General features: G+C 63.6%; 20 protein-coding genes. 13 read left to right on the forward strand and 7 right to left on the reverse strand.

Annotated features, from left to right (window positions below):
• The first annotated feature begins 4 nt into the window (after positions 1–4).
• The 5 genes from DNK89_RS02615 (at position 5) to adk (ending at position 3,511) form a co-directional block, all read left to right on the forward strand.
• Positions 5–439: a biopolymer transporter ExbD gene (locus DNK89_RS02615; RefSeq protein ID WP_015014243.1), complete on the forward strand. Its 435-nt coding sequence runs from the start codon at positions 5–7 to the stop codon at positions 437–439.
• 5 nt (positions 440–444) lie between these two features.
• A complete protein-coding gene (gene lpxK / locus DNK89_RS02620) occupies positions 445–1,554 on the forward strand; it encodes a tetraacyldisaccharide 4'-kinase (protein ID WP_238990670.1) in 1,110 nt (369 codons plus the stop codon).
• Between the two features lie 28 nt (positions 1,555–1,582).
• Positions 1,583–1,765 (forward strand): Trm112 family protein, encoded by a 183-nt coding sequence (locus tag DNK89_RS02625; protein ID WP_015014245.1) that lies wholly within the window; start codon positions 1,583–1,585, stop codon positions 1,763–1,765.
• Positions 1,762–2,601, forward strand: a complete 840-nt coding sequence (gene kdsB / locus DNK89_RS02630) for a 3-deoxy-manno-octulosonate cytidylyltransferase (protein WP_110958778.1) — start codon at positions 1,762–1,764, stop codon at positions 2,599–2,601. Before DNK89_RS02625 ends, kdsB begins: the two co-directional genes overlap by 4 nt.
• A 253-nt stretch (positions 2,602–2,854) precedes the next feature.
• The gene (gene adk / locus DNK89_RS02635; RefSeq protein WP_015014247.1) at positions 2,855–3,511 is read left to right on the forward strand and encodes an adenylate kinase; all 657 of its coding nucleotides are present in this window, start codon (positions 2,855–2,857) and stop codon (positions 3,509–3,511) included.
• Between the two features lie 152 nt (positions 3,512–3,663).
• Here adk and DNK89_RS02640 read toward each other — a convergent pair whose 3' ends face one another.
• Genes DNK89_RS02640 through DNK89_RS02650 form a run of 3 tightly spaced genes read right to left on the reverse strand, consistent with a single transcriptional unit; the run spans position 3,664 to position 5,575 of the window.
• Positions 3,664–4,134: a DUF6152 family protein gene (locus DNK89_RS02640; RefSeq protein WP_110958779.1), complete on the reverse strand. Its 471-nt coding sequence runs from the start codon at positions 4,132–4,134 to the stop codon at positions 3,664–3,666.
• A gap of 41 nt (positions 4,135–4,175) precedes the next feature.
• Positions 4,176–4,595 carry a hypothetical protein gene (locus tag DNK89_RS02645; protein ID WP_110958780.1) on the reverse strand — a complete coding sequence of 140 codons (420 nt, stop codon included), beginning with the start codon at positions 4,593–4,595 and terminating at the stop codon, positions 4,176–4,178.
• A 20-nt stretch (positions 4,596–4,615) separates the two neighbouring features.
• A complete protein-coding gene (locus tag DNK89_RS02650; protein ID WP_110958781.1) occupies positions 4,616–5,575 on the reverse strand; it encodes an asparaginase in 960 nt (319 codons plus the stop codon).
• 83 nt (positions 5,576–5,658) lie between these two features.
• On the opposite strand from DNK89_RS02650, the gene lexA reads away from it, so the two are divergent.
• From lexA to DNK89_RS02660, 3 genes are all read left to right on the forward strand, one after another.
• Positions 5,659–6,333 (forward strand): transcriptional repressor LexA, encoded by a 675-nt coding sequence (lexA, locus tag DNK89_RS02655; RefSeq protein WP_110958782.1) that lies wholly within the window; start codon positions 5,659–5,661, stop codon positions 6,331–6,333.
• 383 nt (positions 6,334–6,716) lie between these two features.
• Complete coding sequence (locus DNK89_RS24490; RefSeq protein WP_162604232.1) at positions 6,717–7,016, forward strand: hypothetical protein; 300 nt, start codon at positions 6,717–6,719, stop codon at positions 7,014–7,016.
• A 418-nt stretch (positions 7,017–7,434) separates the two neighbouring features.
• On the forward strand, positions 7,435–8,442 hold the full coding sequence (locus tag DNK89_RS02660) for a D-2-hydroxyacid dehydrogenase family protein (protein ID WP_015014252.1): 1,008 nt from the start codon (positions 7,435–7,437) through the stop codon (positions 8,440–8,442).
• A gap of 133 nt (positions 8,443–8,575) precedes the next feature.
• Here DNK89_RS02660 and DNK89_RS02665 read toward each other — a convergent pair whose 3' ends face one another.
• The 4 genes from DNK89_RS02665 to DNK89_RS02680 form a co-directional block, all read right to left on the reverse strand.
• Positions 8,576–9,703: a branched-chain amino acid ABC transporter substrate-binding protein gene (locus DNK89_RS02665; RefSeq protein WP_060984712.1), complete on the reverse strand. Its 1,128-nt coding sequence runs from the start codon at positions 9,701–9,703 to the stop codon at positions 8,576–8,578.
• A 131-nt stretch (positions 9,704–9,834) separates the two neighbouring features.
• On the reverse strand, positions 9,835–10,086 hold the full coding sequence (locus tag DNK89_RS24680) for a hypothetical protein (protein ID WP_238990671.1): 252 nt from the start codon (positions 10,084–10,086) through the stop codon (positions 9,835–9,837).
• 344 nt (positions 10,087–10,430) lie between these two features.
• Positions 10,431–10,865 carry a DNA polymerase III subunit chi gene (locus tag DNK89_RS02675; RefSeq protein WP_110958784.1) on the reverse strand — a complete coding sequence of 145 codons (435 nt, stop codon included), beginning with the start codon at positions 10,863–10,865 and terminating at the stop codon, positions 10,431–10,433.
• A 7-nt stretch (positions 10,866–10,872) separates the two neighbouring features.
• Positions 10,873–12,429 carry a leucyl aminopeptidase gene (locus tag DNK89_RS02680; RefSeq protein ID WP_110958785.1) on the reverse strand — a complete coding sequence of 519 codons (1,557 nt, stop codon included), beginning with the start codon at positions 12,427–12,429 and terminating at the stop codon, positions 10,873–10,875.
• A gap of 23 nt (positions 12,430–12,452) precedes the next feature.
• On the opposite strand from DNK89_RS02680, the gene lptF reads away from it, so the two are divergent.
• The 5 genes from lptF to DNK89_RS02705 all read left to right on the forward strand — a co-directional run bounded on the left by lptF (position 12,453) and on the right by DNK89_RS02705 (position 17,298).
• The gene (gene lptF / locus DNK89_RS02685) at positions 12,453–13,559 is read left to right on the forward strand and encodes an LPS export ABC transporter permease LptF (RefSeq protein WP_110958786.1); all 1,107 of its coding nucleotides are present in this window, start codon (positions 12,453–12,455) and stop codon (positions 13,557–13,559) included.
• Positions 13,556–14,665, forward strand: a complete 1,110-nt coding sequence (gene lptG, locus DNK89_RS02690; RefSeq protein ID WP_015014258.1) for an LPS export ABC transporter permease LptG — start codon at positions 13,556–13,558, stop codon at positions 14,663–14,665. Before lptF ends, lptG begins: the two co-directional genes overlap by 4 nt.
• A gap of 22 nt (positions 14,666–14,687) precedes the next feature.
• Positions 14,688–15,059 carry a sirohydrochlorin chelatase gene (locus DNK89_RS02695; RefSeq protein WP_110958787.1) on the forward strand — a complete coding sequence of 124 codons (372 nt, stop codon included), beginning with the start codon at positions 14,688–14,690 and terminating at the stop codon, positions 15,057–15,059.
• 73 nt (positions 15,060–15,132) lie between these two features.
• Positions 15,133–16,074 carry a CysB family HTH-type transcriptional regulator gene (locus tag DNK89_RS02700; RefSeq protein ID WP_056062356.1) on the forward strand — a complete coding sequence of 314 codons (942 nt, stop codon included), beginning with the start codon at positions 15,133–15,135 and terminating at the stop codon, positions 16,072–16,074.
• A 57-nt stretch (positions 16,075–16,131) separates the two neighbouring features.
• Entirely contained in the window at positions 16,132–17,298 is a 1,167-nt protein-coding gene (locus DNK89_RS02705; protein ID WP_110958788.1) for a pyridoxal phosphate-dependent aminotransferase, read from the forward strand.
• Positions 17,299–17,304: the final 6 nt, after the last annotated feature.

Below are 17,304 nucleotides of genomic sequence, written 5' to 3' on the forward strand. Positions count from 1 at the left end.
CGCCATGAACTTTCGCCCCCGCGCCAAGGATGAGCCCGAGATCAACCTGATCCCGTTCATCGACGTGCTGCTGGTGATCCTCATCTTTTTGATGCTCACCACCACCTACAGCAAGTTCACGGAGCTGCAGCTCACCCTGCCCGTGGCCGATGCCGAGCAACAGCGCGACCACCCCAAGGAAGTGATCGTGTCGGTGGCCGCAGACGGCCGCTACGCCGTCAACAAGACCGGCGTGGAAGGCAAGAGCGTGGATGCCATCGCCCAGGCGCTGCGCACCGCCGCCACCGCAGGCCGCGACAGCGTAGTCATCATCAGCGCCGACGCCATGTCGCCGCACCAGTCCGTGGTCACCGTGATGGAGGCCGCGCGCCGCGTGGGCCTCACGCAGATCACGTTCGCCACGCAGTCGTCCGCGTCGGGCCGCGCGGCCAGCCGCTGACGGGAATGGCCGCTTCCGGGCCGCAGCCGCCCCGGGCTTCGGCCCCGCAAGCCCCTCCGCCCTCCTCTGCCACGGCCGAACAGCGGCTGCAGAACATCTGGCAGTCCCGGGGTCCAGCGGCGTGGGCGCTCTGGCCCGTCTCTCTCATGTATGGCGCCTTGGTGGCCCTGCGCCGCTGGCTGTACCGCCGGGGCTGGCTTCGGTCCGAGCACCCGGGCCGCCCTGTCATCGTGGTGGGCAATGTGATTGCCGGAGGCGCCGGTAAGACCCCGGTGGTCATCGCACTCGTCAAACACCTGCAGGCGCGTGGTCTGCGCCCGGGCGTGATCTCGCGCGGCTACGGTCGCAGCACACATGACTGCCGTGCCGTGCAACCCGACAGCCCTGCCAGCGAGGTGGGCGACGAGCCGGCCTTGATTGCCCGCAGCGTAGCGGGGGGCGGCACGGTACCCGTGTTTGTGGCCCCACGGCGCATCACCGCCGCACGCGCGTTGCTGGCAGCCCAACCCGATACCGATGTGATCGTCTGCGATGACGGCTTGCAGCACCTCGCACTGCGGCGGGACCTGGAGATCTGCATCTTCAACGACCAAGGCATCGGCAACGGCTTTCTGCTGCCCGCAGGCCCGCTGCGGGAGCCCTGGCCCCGCCCCGTGGACATGGTGCTGCATGCAGGCAGCGCACCGCCGCGCGGCACCACAGCGCCGGCATTTGCCCTCCAACGCAGCCTGGCGCCCTATGCCGTGCAATCGGACGGCCACCACGTGCCACTGGCACAACTGCAAGGGCAGCCCCTGCATGCGGTGGCCGCTGTGGCCCGACCCGCCGAGTTCTTTGCCATGTTGCGCACCCAGCGCCTGACGCTGGAGCACACCGAGGCCTTACCCGATCACTATGATTTTTATAGCTGGCAGCGCATATCCGACCAGCGCTTACGGCTAGTTTGCACAGAAAAGGACGCGGTGAAGCTCTGGACGCGCCATCCGGACGCTCTGGCCGTGCCGCTGGCCACGCAGTTGGACCCGCGCTTTTTTGTTGCCCTGGATGACTGGCTGAACCAGATCAATCCCAGCCCAGGAGGCAAGAAGCCGCCGCTATCATCTGCCCCTGCCTGAACGAACCCACCCGGAAAGCTCCTCCCCCATGGACCCCAAACTGCTTGAACTGCTGGTCTGCCCCGTCACCAAAGGCCCTTTGACGTATGACCGCGAGGCTCAGGAACTCGTCTCGCGCAGCGCGCGGCTGGCCTACCCGGTGCGCGACGGAATCCCGGTGCTGCTGGAGAACGAAGCCCGCCCCCTGACCGACGAGGAACTGGAGCAGTGAGCGCCCCCGTAGTCCCCGCAGCCAACAACCCCTTTACCGTGCTGATACCGGCACGCATGGCGTCGAGCCGCTTGCCCGACAAGCCCCTGGCCGACATTGCGGGCCTGCCCATGGTGGTGCGCGTGGCCCAGCGTGCTGCGCAGAGCGCCGCAGTCCGCGTGGTGGTGGCTGCAGACGACGCCCGCATCCTGCAAGCCTGCGCAGCCCATGGTGTGGATGCCGTCATGACCCGCGCCGACCACGCCAGCGGCAGTGACCGGCTGGCCGAGGCCTGCACACAACTGGGGCTGCAGGGTGACGATATCGTTGTCAACGTGCAGGGCGACGAGCCCCTGATAGACCCCGCGCTCATCAATGCAGTGGCCGCCCTGCTGCAAGATCGAGATGGTCAATACGGCCAGCGCCCTGGAGCCAGCATGGGCACCGCCGCCCATACCATCGCGTCCCTGGCCGACTACACCAACCCCAACGTGGTGAAGGTGGTGCTGGACGCGCGGGGCCTGGCCCATTACTTCAGCCGCGCGCCCATCCCTTTTGGGCGCGACCATGCCGGCACGACCTGGTGGCAGGGTGCAGCACAGGCCGCCCAGCCCGGCGTGAAGGCACTGCAAGGCTTTGCACCGCTACGCCACGTGGGGATCTACAGCTATCGCGCGGGGTTTCTGCGGGAGTTTCCACAATTGGCGCCTGCGCCGACCGAGGCCATCGAGGCGCTGGAACAGCTCCGTGCACTGTGGCACGGCCACCGCATCGCCGTTCACCTGGCAGACGCGGCGCCGGGCCCTGGCGTGGACACGCCAGAGGACCTGGAGCGGGTTCGCGCGCTGTTTCGCTGACAGTTTTCAGGCGCCAACGATCCGCATTGGCATGCATGTTGGATGCATCCGGGGTCGCACAGATGACCCTTGCAGCGCTCCCATGGAGGCACCGACCTAGAAACGGTCACCCATGTAAGTCCGCGCAAGGTGGTCACATGCTATCCTCAACTGTAACGAGAGCACCGCATCCCGGGCGCACAGAACGGCTACAGGCGCCCTTCGAACGTCCCCGCCAGCGGCGCCACCCGATTTCTAACCTTCGAGGACATCCATGAGACTGATTCTGTTGGGCGCGCCTGGCGCCGGAAAGGGCACGCAAGCCACATTCATCTGCCAGAAGTACGGCATCCCCCAGATCTCCACCGGCGACATGCTGCGTGCCGCCGTCAAGGCTGGCACCCCCTTGGGCCTGCAGGCCAAGGCCGTGATGGACTCGGGCGCCCTGGTCAGCGACGACATCATCATCGGTCTCGTCAAGGAGCGCATCACGCAGCCAGACTGCGCCAACGGCTTCCTGTTTGACGGCTTCCCCCGCACCATTCCCCAGGCCGACGCCATGAAGGCAGCTGGCGTCAAGCTCGACTACGTGCTCGAAATCGATGTGCCCTTTGACGCCATCATCGAACGCATGAGCGGCCGCCGCTCGCACCCGGCCAGCGGCCGGACCTACCACGTCAAGTTCAACCCACCCAAGGTCGAAGGCAAGGATGACGTGACCGGTGAAGAACTGATCCAGCGCGAAGACGACAAGGAAGAAACCGTCAAGAAGCGCCTGCAGGTCTACAGCGACCAGACGCGCCCCCTGGTGGATTACTACAGCAACTGGGCCAAGGCTGAACCCGCCGCAGCGCCCAAGTACCGCGCCATCAGTGGTACGGGCAGCGTGGACGAGATCACCGCACGCGCGCTGCAGGCGCTGGCCAGCTGATGCAATGAACCAAGGGCCAAGATCCGCCTGACGCACGTTGGGCGCTCAAGGCTCCTGAAAGCGACGCACTGCACCAGGGCGTCGCTTTTTTCATGGGCCACCCTGCCGCACGGTGGCCGCGACAGCCGCCCGCTGCGGGCACATGCCTGGGCTCAGGCGGGGCTGGATCGCAGGCCGTAGGCCTTGCCGTCCACAAACAGGTATTCGGCGCGCAGCACTGCCTCGCCCTTTTCGTCCCGCAGGCCAAAGCCCACCACAGACACGGCCGTACCCGGCTTGATCTCTGGCACCTGCCAGGCCTGCATACGGGTCAACGGAGCCAGCTCAACCTCCCAGACGCGGTCCTTGCGGGTGGGCAGCACGGTTTTGGCCAGCAGTGCGCGCCCGTCCACCGGCGCGGTCTGTGCAGGCACAGGCCGCTGGGAAAGATCTGGAGGCAAACGGAGCGCAGCGGGCAATTCCAGCTCCAGCTCCGCATGCGGGTTTTGCCACCGTACTTTGCGCGCCGTGCCCTCCAGATACAGCGGTCGGTCCGCATCAAAACTGCTCCAGCCGTGATGCGCGTGTGCCCCCAAAGGCAAGGCACTCGCGGCGATCAGCACATGACGACGTTGCAAGCCCATAAAGACTCCCGTAGGAATAAAACCCGCTTCAAGGGGTCATATCAAAGGTACGCAATCCAGCGGCCACAGGCCACCACCGACAGCCAGATCACGGTGGACACCAGCATCTGCACGCGCGCCAACCCGTCCAGGCATGCAAGCGAACCGCGTGCATGAAACCACGCCGCGTTGCAGCCCGCAAGCATTAACAACAGCATCTTCAAGGTGAAGGCGCGGTTGCTGAGCAGCTCTGCAGGCTGGGTGGCAAACATCAGCAGCCCCGACGCTGCGGCCAATCCGAAGCCGCACAGCGCCACAGTGAGACTCAGCCGCGCGAGGTCTTTCACCGGCAGTGCCACACCACGTCCGAAGACCCGCAACTCCAGCAGCACCAGATTGCCCAGCAGCAACGCAATACCGATGATATGGACGACCTCCAGCGCGGGGTAAGCCCAGGCGTGTGTCTTGAGTGCGGTGAACACGGCTGCCGGCCCTTTTTAGATCAATGCATCCGCAGCAAATCCAGCATCAGGGCAACCCGCGCCTTGACCGGCGACAGGCCCTGCGAGGCGGGCAGCGCGTCCCCCGGCTTGGGCAGCACCTGCCCCTCCGCGCAGCGGGTGGAGCGCACCACCCGCACCCCGGCGTTCTGCGCGCGCACCAAAGCGGCCTCCAGATCGTGGTGAATCGTGCCATTGCCGGTGCAGGCCACCACCAGGCCCTGCACGCCCTCTCGCACCAGCGCATCCACCGCCCTGCCCGATGCCCCGGCATGATTCATGACGATTTCCACCCACGGCCAGGCAGCAGCATTAACTATATTATTGATAGCACCATCGGCATTTTCTACCTGCACCGCCGGGCTATTGCATGCCCAACGGACTACCCCCTCTTCCACCCAACCCAAAGGTCCAGCATCCCCCGAGCTGAAGGCATTGACGCGGTAAGGATGCACCTTTTGCACATACCGTGCGCCATGCACTTCACCCGCCGCAACAGCCAGCACACCGGTGGCACCTGGCACCAATACAGTTGCCACCGCGTCCAGCAGGTTCTGGGGGCCATCGGGGGTCAAGGCTGTGGCAGGCCGCATCGCGCAGGTCAGCACCACGGGTTTGGCGGCGTCCAGCACTTCGTGCAAGAACCACGCTGTTTCTTCCAGGGTGTCCGTGCCGTGGGTGATGACCACCCCCCTCACCTCCGAGTCATTCAGATGGTGGGCGCAACGCAATGCCAGCGTGCGCCACACCTCACTATCCATGTCCTTGCTGTCGATCTGCGCAACTTGCTCTGCAACCAAGGCGCCGCCTGCCAGAGCCTGCAGACCGGGCACGGCCGTCAGCAGTTGTTCCACGCCCACCTGCGCGGCGGTGTAGCCAATGTTGTCCCCCGCTTGGGCCGAGGTGCCCGCAATCGTGCCACCGGTGCCCAAAACCACAATTTTTTGCCCACTCACTTGCATACTCCGAAAAACTGGTGAAAAATACAGTTACTGGATTAAAAAACAGTTGTTCATCACTGTAACCGCCTGCACCGGAAACCACCATGCTCGACAACCCCAAACTCACCGCCCGCCAGCAGCAGATTCTGGATCTCATCCAGACCGCTATCGCACGCACCGGCGCGCCTCCCACCCGCGCAGAAATCGCGGCCGAGCTGGGTTTCAAGTCAGCCAACGCGGCAGAAGAACACCTTCAGGCTCTTGCCCGTAAAGGGGTGATTGAGCTGGTCAGCGGCACCTCACGGGGCATCCGCCTGCGCGGCGACACGGTGCGCTCCATCAACGCCGCGCGCGGCAGCCAGTTCAGCCTGCCCATCCCGGGCCTGTCGCAACTGGTCTTGCCTTTGGTAGGCCGGGTGGCTGCGGGGTCGCCCATTCTCGCGCAGGAACATGTAGACCAGACCTACAGCGTAGAAAACAGCCTCTTCCAGCACAAGCCCGATTACCTGCTCAAGGTGCGGGGCATGTCGATGCGTGACGCGGGCATCATGGATGGCGATTTGCTGGCCGTTCAATCCACCCGCGAAGCCCGCAACGGCCAGATCATCGTCGCCCGCCTGGGTGACGACGTCACTGTCAAGCGCCTTCGCCGTACCGCCAACGCCATTGAGTTGTTGCCCGAGAACCCCGACTATCCCGTGATCGTGGTGCAGCCGGGTGAGCCCTTTGAGATCGAAGGCCTGGCAGTGGGCCTTATCCGCAACACCATGCTGATGTAGCACGCGCTCAGGGGCCGCACCGTGGGTGGCGGGCGTTTGGTGGACAGATTCTGGTCAGTACACCAGCCCTGCGATGCGGGTCCCGTTGAGTGCCAACAACTTCCAAGCTATGTGTGATGAATCGGCGGAGCAGTTGCCTGCACCGCAGGGGACAGTCTCACGCTGCTTTTGAGAGATCCGGTACTCAGCCACTTTGCAATCCTGCCTATGTTCAACCCCCGACTTTCGGAGTTTTCACATGGGAATTGCTTTGTTCACCCTTTCTGCCCTGCAGAGCCCTGTTCGCAGCCTCAAAAAGCTGTTTGCCAGTGCGGAGCTAGCGTCTGCAGACAAGACGACCCTACCGGAGCAAGCAGAGACAAGAGAGTCCACTGAATTTGGGAATGCATCGCCCTTTATTTCCCAAAGACGGGCTGCAGACGTTGCAACACTTCATCGTGCTGAACAGCACCAAGGACAACGTGCTCCTCGCGGGAACTGGCCTTTTACGGCCAAACCACCTGCACGAGCGCCAGAAAGCCCTGCCCGTTTGCCCGACACGCAGCGCTCTTTTCTGCCAACACACATGGGCGGCAGCAAACGGCAAGCTTTCCTATCAGCGGTGGGTACGGCTTCCTGCGGCCCACGAACAACCAAAGTGCTGCGCCGGGCTTCTGACGCCGCAGGTACCGGACGCCTGGTGATTGCAGGCCGCATGGCAGATGTCTGCGCAGAGCTGGACCGTTTGGCGGCATCCGAGGCTGTCAGGGCCTGATTTACTGGACATTGCGAGCGGCCTAAGGTGGAAAACGCTACCTAATACCGCCCACGATGACGGCCTCCCCTTCACGTTAAGGAGCTAACTCCGATGAGGTGGTGTGAGGATTGCACCCAAAGCTTCAAGGCTGGTGCTGAGCCTTACCCGATCTTGATCGACACAAAACACTGACGCCAGCCTGCGCCAATCGTGCGGTCGTGCGGTCGTGCGGTCGTGCGGTCGTGCGGAGTAATAAGGCCATTTCTGGTTTTTCCGCAGCACTCCGTCACCAAAAACTGGAGGCTTTGGCATGCCCACAGGGCTTGGGGGGCTCTTCTCCGCGCCCACCAAGGCACAATGTCGGGATGAACATTGTGATCCTCGACGATTACCAGGATGCAGTGCGCAAGCTGCATTGCGCATCGCGGCTCGACGCATACACCGCCAAGGTCTACACCAACACGGTCAAGGGGCTGGGGCAGCTTTCGGTGCGTCTCAAAGATGCAGACATCATCGTGCTGATCCGTGAACGGACCCAGATCACGCGCCAATTGGTAGAGAAGCTCCCTCGGCTCAAGCTCATCGCACAGACCGGCAAGATTGGCAGCCACATTGATGTGGCGGCATGTACCGAGCGCGGCATTGCCGTGGCAGAGGGAGTTGGGTCCCCGGTTGCACCGGCTGAGCTGACCTGGGCCCTGGTGATGGCCTCCATGCGCCGGCTGCCCCAGTACATCTCCAACCTCAAACATGGCGCCTGGCAGCAGTCTGGTCTCAAGACCGCCTCGATGCCCGCCAACTTCGGGATTGGCAACGTGCTGAGGGGCAAGACCCTGGGCATCTGGGGCTATGGCCGCATTGGACAACTGGTGGCTGGGTACGGACGCGCGTTTGGCATGAACGTGCGCGTCTGGGGTCGAGAGGCATCGCGTGCGCAGGCGTTGACAGACGGCTACCAGGCAGCGGCCACACGGGAAGAGTTCTTCTCGCAATGCGACGTGATCTCTTTGCACCTGCGCCTGAACGACGAGACGCGCGGCATCATCTCGCTCGAAGACCTTTCGTGCATGAAGCCCACTTCGCTGCTGGTCAATACATCACGCGCAGAGCTGATCGAGCCAGACGCACTGATCGCGGCCCTCAATCGGGGTCGCCCAGGCTTGGCAGCGGTGGATGTGTTCGAGAGCGAACCCATCCTGCAGGGTCACGCCCTGCTCCGCCTGGAAAATTGCATTTGCACACCACACATTGGGTATGTCGAGCAGGACAGCTACGAGCTCTACTTTGGTGCAGCGTTTGACAACGTGGTGAATTTCATCAAAGGCACACCCACCAACATCGTGAACCCGGGCTCATTACAGGTGAGACGCTAGCGGCTGTCGGTCATCCACCAGCTCCAATTACGCGACTGGCTGTTGTACCTCACAACAAAAAGGCTTCCCGAGGGAAGCCGTTTTTGATGGCCGCGGGGCATCGAAATGCCCCACAGCAGCAAGCCACACTCAATTACAGAGGTGTCTTCTTGCCGTCCTTGTAGACGTACAGCGTGATGGCTGGGTTCTTCATTTCGCCGTTGGGCTCGAAGGCGATGGTGGAGGTCACGCCCTTGAAGTTGGCCTTGGCCAGTTCGTTCACGTACACCTTGGGGTCCACGGAATTGGCGCGCTTCATGGCGTCGACCAGCAGGAACGTGGCGTCATAGGTGTAGGGGCTGTACACCTGGAACTGGCCAGGGTACTTGGCGTCGTACTTGGCCTTCCAGGCGGTGCCGCCAGGCATCTTGGCCAGCGAGGAGCCGCCTTCAGCGCAGATCACGTTGGCCAGGGTCTTGGCGCCAGCAGCCAGCTTGGCGATTTCAGACGTGCAAACGCCGTCACCACCGAAGTACTTGACGTTGGCCATGCCCAGTTGCTCCATCTGGCGCAGCATGGGGCCGGCTTGAGGGTCCATGCCGCCGTAGAAGATGGCGTCGGGGTTCTTGGCCTTGATGGCGGTCAAGATGGCCATGAAGTCGGTGGCCTTGTCGGTCGTGAACTGCTCGTCCACCACCTTCATGCCCTTGGCCGTAGCGGTCTTCTTGAACACGTCGGCAACGCCTTGGCCGTAAGCCGTACGGTCATCGATGATCGCAACGGTCTTGAGCTTCAGCGTGTCCACTGCGTAGAACGCCAGACCAGCGCCGAGGGCGTTGTCGTTGGCGATGATACGGAACGTGGTCTTGTAGCCAGGCTTGGTCAGGTTGGGGTTGGTTGCAGCGCCCGTCACCATGGGGATGCCGCAATCGTTGTACACCTTGGAGGCGGGAATCGTGGTACCGGAGTTGAGGTGGCCGACAACGCCAACGACCTTGGAGTCGCACAGCTTTTGTGCAGCAGCAGTGCCCTGCTTTGGATCGGCAGCGTCATCTTCAGCTTGCAGCTCGAATTTGATCTTCTTGCCGCCGATGGTGACGCCTTGAGCGTTCAGCTCTTCAATGGCCATGCGGGCGCCATTTTCGTTGTCCTTGCCGTAGTGGGCTTGGGCGCCGGAAACCGGAGCCACGTGGCCGATCTTGACCACCTGCTCTTGTGCAGAGGCCACACCAGCAACAGCCGCGATAGCAGCAACCACGGTCAGTTTCAACTTCAATTGCATATCAAATCTCCAGTAAAGATAAACGCTGAGAATCTTCTTGTGTCTCAACGCAGGCGAACATATCGCAATTTACGGGCCAGATCATTAGGGAACACGATTAAACGCGAGAGAAACCACAGGGGAATACCCTGTCATCCCTTTGGCGCAGGCGGCGCACCGCTGGCCAACTCGTCTGCCACGGCTTCATACACCGCGTGCCGAACCACTGATTCGATCTCTTCGCGCAGGCGTGGCAGTACCGAACGCGTCTGCTCCTGCACCACTGTGGCGATTGCCTCGCGAAGGCGCTGATCGAGCACCACATCCACACGCTGCATGACGCGGTGCACCATGTATTCCTCCATCCCTTCGGGCAAGGCGCGGGCCGCAACAGGCGCGGACACTGGTGGCATCCCTACGGAAGTGGCAGCAGCGAAGGTTGATGGACGTTGCTGGGCAGGTGAAGCCACAGCGCGCGACGCTTGAGGAGAAACCACCGGTGGTGGCGCAACGAAGGGCGCCGCCGCAGGACGCGCCGCAGAGGCGAGTGCACTGGCCTGCGGCATCGCAGCGGGTCGCACGGTGGGCGGGGCTGCCTTTGCCAGCGCAGCCGACTGCGATGGAGAAAGAACTGTTGTGCGCGCTGCTGGATTCGTAGCGCCCGGCGCCGGGGACGCGGCGTCGGGCACTTGCACCACTTCGGTGAGCGTGGGCACGAAACGCGGAGGGGTCTTGGGTGGAAGCGCCATCAGCCCGCTTTCAGCACCAGATCGTGGCGGGTAATGGCATAGCCACGGGACGCGTAATGGCGCCATCGCGTACGCGCCTGGGCACGGTCGGTTTCGTCCTGGGCACTCACGACTTCCACCAGGCGGTCAAACCGGCCAAAACCCTCGGGCACTTCCGCATGAAGATTCAGCAAGACTTCGTGGTGCGGCGCCAAGCGTGCATCCTGCGCCAACAATACCGGCGAAGCCTGAACCAGCTCCTCGTCAGCATCGGCGTGGCAATGGGCCACAAAGTCCTGGGGGGCCATCAACCAGAGCATGCGGTCCAGCGTCTGGAGCGCATCCGCCGGCGCTGCGATGACCAGGCGGGCTCCGCTGCGCTGCACTTTGCGCGCGAACCGGCATGCATACGCCAGCTTGTCGGGCGCATTGAAGTGAAAGGCCACCTCGGTCATGGCACGGTCAGGCAGACTTGCTGCCAGCGGGCCGCTTAGCGGCAGGCTTGCGGGCAGTGCCCGTAGCCGCCTTGCTGGTCGCAGAGCGCGACGCGGACTTGGGGGCCTTTGCCGTACGGACCTGCGACCTGGACTGTTCGAGCACATAGTGCACCAGCAGCCCCACGGGCCGGCCTGTAGAACCCTTGGCCGCCCCACCTTTCCACGCGGTGCCTGCAATGTCCAGATGCGCCCACGGCATGTCGCCCACGAACTTTTGCAAGAACTTGGCAGCGGTGATGGAGCCACCCGCACGGCCGGCCACATTGCCCATGTCGGCAAAGTTGCTCTTGAGGCCGTCCGCATAGTCGTCATCCAGGGGCATGCGCCAGCAAAGGTCTTGCGCGGCTTCGCCGGCCGCCTGCAAAGACTCCGCCAGACCATCGTTGTTAGCGAACAGGCCGCTGCGCACGCCGCCCAGCGCGATCACGCAGGCACCCGTCAGTGTGGCGATATCCACCACCGCGGCAGGCTTGAATCGCGCGGCGTAGGTCAACGCATCGCACAACACCAGGCGCCCCTCTGCATCGGTGTTCAGAATCTCGATGGTCTGGCCGCTCATGCTCGTAACCACATCGCCCGGCTTGACGGCGCGCCCGTCGGGCATGTTTTCGCACGCCGGGATCAGGCCCACCACATTGACGGCAGGCTGCAACTCTCCCAGCGCGCGGAAGGTGCCCAGCACACTGGCAGCGCCGCACATGTCGAACTTCATCTCGTCCATCTCGGGCGCGGGCTTGATCGAGATACCGCCGGTGTCAAAGGTGATGCCTTTGCCCACCAGAACGATGGGCGCCTGGTCCTTGGCCGCGCCGTTGTAGCGCAGCTCGATGAAACGCAGCGGCTCTTCAGAGCCCTTGGCCACCGCCATGAAAGCGCCCATGCCCAGGCGCGCCACCTCTGCGGGGCCATGCACCTTGCACTGGATGCGTGGCAGCTTGGCGAGGGTTTTGGCCGCGTCAGCCAGCAGGTTGGGGGTGGCATGGTTGGCCGGGCGGTTGCCCCATTCCCGCGCAAACTCCACGCCAGCCACCAAGGCCACACCGCTGTCAAACCCGTCACGCGCGCTGGCCGCATCCGGCACGCCCACCACACAGCGGCTCAGGCTGCGTGCCTCCACCTTGGTTTTGGTGGTGGTGTACACATAGCTCACATCTGCCACGGCCTGAACAGCAGCGCTGACGGCCGCCGCAGGGGCCTCGCCCGCGAAACACAGCACCACGCGCTTGGTGTGTGGCGCCTTGATGGCGCCGCCCAGCGACTGCAGCGCCTGGCGCGCTGCGCGCGCCGAGCCGTCACCCAGGCCCACCAGCACCACGCGGCGGGCTGCGACGGCAGGCACCTGGTAGAGCTGCAGGTGTTTACCGGCTTTGGTGGTCAGATCTCCGTTCTTGAGCGCCAGGGCTGCCAGGGCGGACAGCGCATCCTTGCCGGGCTTGAAGCCCTCGGGAAGCATCACGATCAGCAGGTCGCATTTCTCCGAAGCTGCCGCAGCAAGTTCAAGGGTCTTGAGATCAAAGTTCATAATTGGTGTTTTCCTTCGAGCCAATGTTATTCGATTCATCCATCCGCAAGGAGCTGGCGCGCAGCTTCGGCGCGACCCTTGTGGTGCTGGTGACCGTGGTCATGACCATGATGCTCATCCGCACGCTGGGCCAGGCCTCCAAGGGCAGCGTCAGCCCGTCCGACGTGATGCTCGTCATGGGCTTCACCGTCTTGGGGCAATTGCCCACCATTCTCAGCCTCAGTCTGTTCATTGCGGTGGTCGGCACGCTATCGCGCATGTACCGCGACAGCGAAATGGTGATCTGGTTCGCCAGCGGGCGCGGCCTCATCAGTCTGGTGCGACCCCTGCTGCGCTTTGCCTGGCCGGTGATGGTGGTGATCGCCGTGCTGTCGCTGCTGGTGTGGCCATGGGCCAACTCCCAGATCCAGGAACTCAAGACCCGCTACGAGCAGCGCAGCGACATCGACCGCATCGCTCCGGGCGAGTTCCAGGAGTCGTCCAACGGCAGCCGCGTGTTCTTTATTGACAAGGACACCCCGGACACACTGGCGGCCAACAACGTCTTCATTGCCGCCAATGACGGCAAACGCGAATCCGTCACCTCCGCCCGCAGCGCCCGGCTGGAGACCCAGGGCGGTGAACGCATGGCCCTGCTGAGCGACGGCCAGCGCCTGGAGACGTCGCGGGACAAGCCCGGTGTGAAGATCAGCGAGTTCAGCCTGTACGGCACCCGCATCGGCAGCGCGCCCCCTGGGTCGGCTGAAGAGCAGGCGGTGAAGACACGCACCACCTACGACCTCGTAATGCAGCCGCTGCCCGCCTACCGCGCCGAGCTGGGATGGCGGCTGGGCCTTGCACTCGCTGCCCTCAACTTTGTGCTGCTGGGCCTGGCCGTGGCCAGCGTCAACCCGCGTGCAGCGCGCAGCACCAGCATGGTGTTCGCGCTGTTTGCATTCATCGTCTACTACAACCTCATGACCCTGGGCCAGAGCTGGGTGGGTGCCGACCGGCTGGGCCTGACCAGCTTCATGGTGATGCTGCATGGCGGCATGCTGGCAGCCTCGCTGCTGGTGCTGGCGGTGCGCCACAACCAATGGACGGTGCGCCGCCTCTGGCGATCTGCTGAGGCGAGAGGACAGTCCGCATGAAAACCATCCGCCGCCTGATTCACCGCGAGGCCCTGGGCGCCGTCACCTTCGTCACCGTAGGTTTTCTGGCCCTCTTCTTCTTCTTTGACCTGGTGGATGAGCTCCGCTGGGTGGGCCGTGCCGGGGAGGATGGCTACCAGCTATCGCACGCGTTGCTGTTTGTGGTGCTCAGCATTCCCAGTCACCTGTATGAACTACTGCCCATCACGGTACTGATTGGCACCATCTTCGTGATGGCGCGCCTGGCCCAAAGCTCGGAATTCACCATCATGCGCACCAGCGGCATGGGCCCCTGGCGCGCGCTGCGCACCTTGCTCACGCTCGGCGGCGTCTTTGTGCTGCTGACCTTCGCCGTCGGTGATTACCTAGCCCCATTGACCGACCGCACCGCGCAGCTCATCAAAGTGCGCTACCTGGGGCGGCTGACGGCGGGCGCCACAGGCGCATGGCTCAAAGAACGGCAAGAGGACCATTCCTTTGCCGTCAACGTGCGCGCACTCACCCCCAATGGCGGCATGCTGGACGTGCGCATCTTCGAGTTTGACGAGAAGGGGCGCCTGGCGTCGCAGACCCGGGCTGCGTCGGGGCAGTTCGGCACCGATGGATCGTGGACCCTGGAGAAGGTGCAGCGCAGTCACTTTGAACAACAAAGCGACAAGAACGAGGCCCGCGTGGAGCATCTGGAGAGCCCCTCCCTGCAGTGGCCGACCAAGATCAGCGCCGACATGGTGGCGGCGTCCCTGCTCAAACCCGATCGCATGGCCACGCTGGACCTCTTTCAGTTCATCCGACATCTGAACGCCAATGGACAGTCCGCGCAGAAGTACGAGATCGAGTTCTGGCGCAAGGTGTTCTACCCCTTGAGCTGTCTGGTGATGGTGGTGCTGGCGCTACCTTTTGCCTACCTGCATTTCCGCTCGGGCGGCATTGCGGGTTACGTGTTCGGTGGCGTGATGGCGGGTATCAGCTTCTTCTTGCTCAACAACGTTTTCGGCTATGCGGGCAACCTGCAAAACTGGTCGCCATGGCTGACAGCAGCGGCGCCCGGCCTGATCTATTCCCTGCTCTCGCTGGCGGCATTTGGCTGGCTGGTGCTGAGACGCTGACAATCTGACTTTGCCTCGCCCCATGACCCAAGCCATCGTCCTGTTTGCCCACGGGTCCCGCGACCCCTTGTGGCGCGCCCCTATGGAGGCAGTCGCAACGCGCATTGCGGCGCAAAGCCCTGGCCGCCAAGCTATCTGCGCCTACCTGGAACTGTGTGAACCCTCCCTGCCAGACGCCGTCCGGCAACTGGTGGACGATGGGGCCACCGCTGTCACGGTGGTTCCCATGTTCCTGGGCACCGGCAAACATGCCCGGGAAGACTTGCCCTTACTGGTGCAAGAGCTCCGCACCGCACATCCTGGAGTTCAATTCCATGTGCAGACAGCCATCGGAGAAGACCCCCGCATGACGGCACTGATGGCCGAGATCGCCTGCGAAAGCCCGCCGATCTGAAATTTCCGAGAGTGCGGCCCACTTGCTTAGACGATTGCAGCATAATGATGCAATCCTTTAGGCAATATTCGATATGAATCTGCACCAATTCCGCTTCGTTCAAGAGGCTGCGCGCCGCAACCTCAACCTGACCGAGGCCGCCAAGGCCCTGCACACCTCGCAGCCGGGCGTCTCCAAAGCCATCATCGAGCTGGAAGAAGAACTGGGCGTGGACATCTTTGCCCGCCACGGCAAGCGCCTCAAGCGCATCACCGAGCCCGGCCAGCATGTGCTCAAAAGCATCGAAGTCATCATGCGCGAGGTGGGCAACCTCAAGCGCATTGGCGAGCAGTTCAGCGCGCAAGACAGCGGCACCCTCAGCATCGCCACCACCCACACCCAGGCGCGCTACGTGCTGCCCGTGCCCGTGGCGCGCCTGCGCGAGGCCTACCCCAAGGTCAACGTGAGCCTTCACCAGGCCACACCGCACGAAGTAGCCCGCATGATCATCGACGAGGTGGCCGAGATCGGCATGGCCACCGAATCCCTGGCCGACTACCCCGAACTCGTCACCCTGCCCTGCTACGAATGGCAGCACGTGCTGGTCGTGCCCAACGATCACCCGCTGGCACAAAAGGAGCGCATTGGTTTGGATGACCTGGCCCATGAAGCCCTCATCACCTACCACCCTTCTTTCACCGGCCGGGGCAAGATCGACCATGCCTTTGCGGCGCGCAAGCTCACGCCCCGCATCGTGCTCGAAGCCATCGACTCCGACGTGATCAAGACCTATGTGCGCCTGGGCCTGGGCATCGGCATCGTGGCTGAGATGGCCATGCGCGATGACCCGGTGGGCGACCTCGCCGTGCGCCCCGTGGGCCACCTGTTCGGCCAGAGCGTGGCTCGTGTGGCCTTCAAGCGCGGCGCCTACCTGCGCAACTTTGTCTACAAGTTTGCCGAACTGCTCAGCGACCGCCTGAGCCGCGAGCTGATTGCCCGTGCGATGACGGGCCATGTCAACGACTACGAGCTGTGACCCCAGCTCGGACCCAAAACATCCCGACCCTTTCCACGTTTTCCACGCTGCAGCGCCATGACCCAAGCCACCGCCCGCACACCCGCCTTCCCCAGCAAGCTGCCCAACGTCGGCACCACCATCTTCACCGTGATGTCGGCGCTGGCCACCGAACACAAGGCGGTGAACCTGGGCCAGGGCTTTCCTGACTTTGAATGCGCGCCCGAGCTGGTGAACGCTGTCACCGCCGCCATGCAAGCCGGCCACAACCAGTACCCGCCCATGACCGGTGTGCCCGCCCTGCGCGAAGCCGTGGCCCGCAAGATCGAGGCACTGCACGGCCGCGCCTACAACCCCAACACCGAAATCACCATCACTGCGGGCGCCACGCAGGCCATCATCACCGCCATACTCGCCATCGTGCACCCGGGTGATGAGGTGATCGTGCTCGACCCCTGCTACGACAGCTATGTACCCAACATCGAGCTGGCTGGCGGCAAGGCCGTGCGCGTGCCGCTCACGCCAGGCACCTTCCGCCCCGACTTCGCCAAGATCAGCGCCGCCATCGCGCCGCGCACCCGCGCCATCCTCATCAACAGCCCGCACAACCCCAGCGCCACCATCTGGACGGCCGAGGAAATGCGCCAGCTCGAAGACCTGCTCGCCCCCACCGACATCCTGCTCATCAGCGACGAGGTGTACGAGCACATGGTGTTCGACGGCGCCGAGCACCAGAGCGCCGCGCGCTTTCCCGGCCTGGCCGCCCGCGCCTTCATCGTGTCGAGCTTTGGCAAGACCTTCCACGTCACCGGCTGGAAGGTCGGCACCGTGGCTGCGCCCGCAGCGCTGACGGCCGAGTTTCGCAAGGTGCACCAGTTCAACGTGTTCACCGTCAACACCCCCGTGCAGCACGGCTTGGCAGCCTACCTGCAAGACCCCACGCCCTATCTGCAGTTGCCCGCGTTCTACCAGGCCAAACGCGACCTGTTCCGCGAGGGCTTGGCGGGCTCGCGCTTCAAGCTGCTGCCCAGCACGGGCAGCTACTTCCAGTGCGTGGACATTTCGGCGATCAGCGATTTGAACGAGGCCGATTTCTGCCAGTGGCTCACCCGCGAGGTGGGCGTGGCGGCGATTCCGTTGTCGGCGTTTTATGGCGACGGATTTGACCAGCGCGTGGTGCGGTTCTGCTTTGCCAAGAAGGATGAGACGCTGCGCGCCGCGCTGGAGCGGCTGCGCAAGCTCTGATCCGCA

Source organism: Acidovorax sp. ST3, from assembly GCF_003231145.1.
Taxonomy (GTDB): Bacteria; Pseudomonadota; Gammaproteobacteria; order Burkholderiales; family Burkholderiaceae_C; genus Acidovorax.